This is a genomic window from Paracoccus sp. (in: a-proteobacteria), assembly GCF_032007265.1.
Classification (GTDB): domain Bacteria; phylum Pseudomonadota; class Alphaproteobacteria; order Rhodobacterales; family Rhodobacteraceae; genus Paracoccus.
Map to the genome: position 1 here is coordinate 1 of NZ_DALZMB010000180.1, position 4144 is coordinate 4144.

3 protein-coding genes and 1 tRNA gene are annotated in these 4144 nt (G+C 58.7%); 2 read left to right on the forward strand and 2 right to left on the reverse strand.

Going from position 1 to position 4144, the window contains the following annotated elements; genetic code table 11:
- Positions 1 to 183, forward strand: a 183-nt coding sequence (locus tag RTS12_RS20195) for a DsbA family protein (protein WP_312531865.1), incomplete at its 5' end; no start/stop codon positions are given.
- Entirely contained in the window at positions 180 to 950 is a 771-nt protein-coding gene (locus tag RTS12_RS20200) for an alpha/beta fold hydrolase (RefSeq protein WP_312531867.1), read from the forward strand. The genes RTS12_RS20195 and RTS12_RS20200, both read left to right, overlap by 4 nt.
- Before the next feature lie 555 nt (positions 951 to 1505).
- On the opposite strand, the gene RTS12_RS20205 is transcribed toward RTS12_RS20200, so the two are convergent.
- Both RTS12_RS20205 and lon read right to left on the reverse strand, forming a co-directional pair.
- Positions 1506 to 1580 (reverse strand) — tRNA-Val (locus tag RTS12_RS20205).
- Positions 1581 to 1720: 140 nt separating this feature from the next.
- Entirely contained in the window at positions 1721 to 4138 is a 2418-nt protein-coding gene (gene lon, locus RTS12_RS20210; protein ID WP_312531869.1) for an endopeptidase La, read from the reverse strand.
- Between the last annotated feature and the right edge of the window lie 6 nt (positions 4139 to 4144).

Sequence of the window (4144 nt, forward strand, 5' to 3'; positions counted from 1 at the left end):
GACCCTGAAATCGCGAACAAAGGTTTATTCGTCGGCGCTGAAATCTATGGGCGCAACCTAGATGACGCGATCGATCAGGGCGTGTTCGGCGTACCCTTCTATATTGTGCGTGAAACCAATGAGCGCTTCTGGGGGCAGGATCGCCTCGAATTTCTGGACCGCCATCTGGCCGAAATCGCATGAGCGCGCTTCACCTGCGTCACTGGCCGGGCGATACGTCGCGCCCTGCCCTGGCTTTGCATTGCATGATGGGCTCGGCCTCTTACTGGGGGCCAATCGCAAAGGCGCTGGACGGACGTGTCGACCTGCGGGCCCCCGATCTGCCCAGCCATGGCCGCAGCCCGCACTGGCCCGGACCAGATCCCGATTATCATACATTCGCGACCCGCGCGGTTGCGGCTTTGATCGATCGGCCACTGGATCTGATCGGCCACAGCTTTGGTGCGACCATCGCCCTGCGAATCGCTGTTGCGGCCCCCGAGGCCGTTCGCAGCCTGACCCTGATCGAACCCGTCCTGTTCGCCGCTGCCCCCGATGACGAACAAGAGGCGCTTTTCGCCCGCATGCATGCCCTTTTGGCGGCCGGTGATCGCGAAGAGGCCGCAGCCGCGTTCCTGACGGGTTGGGGAATGCCCGCCGCCGATCCCACCACGATTGCCCCCTCCCCGCGCCAGATCAGCCAGCTTGATATTGTCGCGGGCACCAATGATGCGCTGCATCTGGATACTCCGCGCATTTTGCGGCCCGGCGGATTGGAAAGCATCGATGCCCCGGTGCTGTTCATCATGGGTGAAGAATCGCCCAAGGCCGTACCCGCGATCATTGATGCGCTGGCCGAGCGCCTCGCGGATGTCGGCCGTGCCAGTGTTCCCGGCGCAGGTCACATGCTGCCCGTCACACATCCCAACGAGGTTGCAGGCCTGATTGCCGTTAACCTTGACCGGGCCTAGCCCGAAGCCAGAGGCTCGCCCTCGAATGCTGATCCGGCTCGTCGCGCCGTGCCCGGATCAGCAGCCCGCATTTCTTGACCGGGCTAAGCCCTCCACAATTTAGCGGAATTCAAGCTTAGAGTTTCGCATTGCCTTGGACGATGCGCGGACCGACAAAGTCGGGGCGATCTTCCCGATTAACCGCGGCCTATGCACGGCACTGCACACCGCACAGAATGCAGCCCTGACGGACTGACCGACGATGTCTTGGAATTGGGCGGGCGGCGCGTCGATCCAGCCTCAAGGTCGTGTCACTGCACACAATCGGGCGCCGCTCAGCTGCCGCAATGGTCTCGGGCCGCGCTCCGATCATTCGGGTGGGCCAGTAGCTCGGCCACGGCAATATGAAGATTATCTGTTTGACCTACGGGCGCTTGCACTACTGACAATCTTACGGAAGCAGCCAAGGTGCTGGATTTTGTCAAACTGAAATCACGTCCGCATGCTCAGCGAACCGAGGGGGACGGCGCAACCGGCGCAGAGCGCACGATAACTCACTGGAATTGCAAGAGAAAATGGTGGGCGATAAGGGATTTGAACCCCTGACATCTTCGATGTGAACGAAGCGCTCTACCACTGAGCTAATCGCCCCACGCGGGCTAGATAGCCGCCCTATCCCCACGGCGCAAGGGAAAAAACGACAGTGCGCCAGCCATTGAAGGGGCGCTGAATCCGCAGACGGCAAAAGAAAACGCGCGAAAAAACTTTCGCGCGTTTCCTAATCATTTGGACTAGTGGGCGATCGCCGCCCCACCTGCCCCTTCCGCCCTCAGGGCGGCAAGGCGGCTGGCTTCGGCGGCCTCTTCCGCAGCCTCATCCCATTCGATCGGCTCGGGCATACGTACCAACACATGCTGAAGAACCTCACGGACGTGATGGACCGGGATGATTTTCAGCCCTTCCTTCACATTGGCCGGAATATCGGCCAAGTCCTTTTCGTTATCGGCCGGGATCAGAACGGTTTTGATCCCACCGCGCAGCGCTGCCAACAGCTTCTCTTTCAAGCCGCCGATCGCCAGCGCATTCCCGCGCAGCGTGACCTCCCCCGTCATGGCAATATCCTTGCGTACGGGAATCTGCGTCAGGACCGAGACGATCGAAGTGACCATGGCAAGACCAGCCGAGGGGCCATCCTTCGGCGTTGCGCCTTCGGGCACGTGAACGTGGATGTCACGCCGATCAAACTCGGTCGGCTTGACCCCGATTTCAGGTGCGATCGAGCGAACATAGCTTGATGCCGCCTCAATCGATTCCTTCATCACATCCCCAAGCTTACCCGTGGTCTTCATCCGACCCTTACCCGGCAAACGCAAAGCTTCGATCTGCAACAGATCGCCGCCAACCTGCGTCCAGGCAAGACCGGTGACGACACCAACCTGATCGTCCTTTTCGGCCAGACCATAGCGGTGACGACGAACCCCAAGGTACTCTTCGGCCTTTTCAGGCGTCACCTCGACAGATTTGACCTTACCCTTCAGGATTTCGGTCACAGCCTTACGTGCAAGCTTTGCAATCTCGCGCTCCAGCGAACGCACGCCAGCCTCGCGGGTGTAATAGCGGATGACATGGGTCAGCGCCTCATCGGTGACCGAGAACTCACCTTTGCGCAGACCATTTGCCTCGATCTGCTTGTTCAGCAGGTGATGGCGCGCGATCTCACGCTTTTCATCCTCGGTATAGCCCGACAGAGAAATGATCTCCATCCGGTCCAACAGCGGCCCCGGCATGTTGTAGCTATTGGCCGTGGTCAGGAACATCACATTCGACAGATCATATTCCACCTCAAGATAGTGGTCCACAAAGGTCGAGTTCTGTTCCGGATCCAAAACCTCCAGCATGGCCGAAGCCGGGTCGCCACGGAAATCCTGGCCCATCTTGTCGATTTCATCGAGCAAAATCAGCGGATTCGTGGTTTTCGCCTTTTTCAGCGCCTGAATGATCTTGCCAGGCATCGAGCCGATATAGGTCCGACGATGACCGCGGATCTCGCTTTCATCACGCACCCCACCAAGTGAGATCCGGATGAACTCGCGCCCCGTGGCCTTGGCAACAGAACGCCCAAGCGAGGTCTTACCCACACCCGGAGGGCCGACAAGGCACAGGATCGGACCCTTCAGCTTCGCCGAACGGTTCTGAACTGCCAGATATTCGACGATGCGCTCTTTGACCTTTTCCAGGCCATAGTGATCGGCGTCCAGAACCTCTTCAGCCTTGCCAAGATCCTTGCGCGTACGCGATTTCACGCCCCAAGGCAGGCTCAAAAGCCAGTCCAGATAGTTGCGGCTGACCGTAGCTTCGGCCGACATCGGAGACATCGACTTCAGCTTCTTCAGCTCGGCATCGGCCTTTTCGCGGGCTTCCTTGCTGAACTTAGTGGCAGCGATCTTCTCTTCCAGCTCGGTCAGCTCATTGCCGCCCTCGTCACCCTCGCCAAGTTCCTTCTGAATGGCCTTCATCTGCTCATTCAGATAGTATTCGCGCTGGGTCTTCTCCATCTGGTTCTTGACGCGCGACTTGATCTTTTTCTCAACCTGCAGCACGGACATTTCGCCCTGCATCAGGCCATAGACCTTCTCAAGACGCTCGGCGACGTTCAGGGTCTCCAGCAGATCCTGTTTCTTCATCACGTCAATACCCAGATGACCACTGACCAAATCGGCCAGACGTGCGGGTTCGCGCGCTTCGCCAACCGCATTGATCACTTCTTCCGGGATGTTCTTGCGCACTTTGACATAGCGCTCGAACTCTTCATCCACGGTCCGGGTCAGGGCTTCGATGCTATCGGCATCGCCGGGGATCTCGGCCAGCAGCTCGGCTGCCGCTTCGAAATAATTCTCATTTTCGACGAATTCGGTGATGCGCACACGTTCACGCCCCTCGACCAGAACCTTCACGGTCCCATCGGGAAGCTTCAACAGCTGCAACACATTGGCCAAAACGCCGGTTTCATAGATACCATCGGTCGCGGGCTCATCGACCGAGGCATCTTTTTGCGCCGCCAACAGGATGGGGCGGTCTTGATCCATCACCGCTTCCAGCGCACGAACAGATTTTTCGCGCCCCACAAAAAGCGGCACGATCATATGCGGAAAGACCACAATATCCCGCAGCGGCAGGACCGGATGGGTCTTATGGGCGACTTGGTTCATAAAATC

Bases quoted from the DNA above. Each gene is read 5' to 3' on its own strand.
- RTS12_RS20200 (WP_312531867.1), top strand. From the start codon at position 180: ATGAGCGCGCTTCACCTGCGTCACTGGCCGGGCGATACGTCGCGCCCT.
- lon (WP_312531869.1), bottom strand. From the start codon at position 4,138: ATGAACCAAGTCGCCCATAAGACCCATCCGGTCCTGCCGCTGCGGGAT.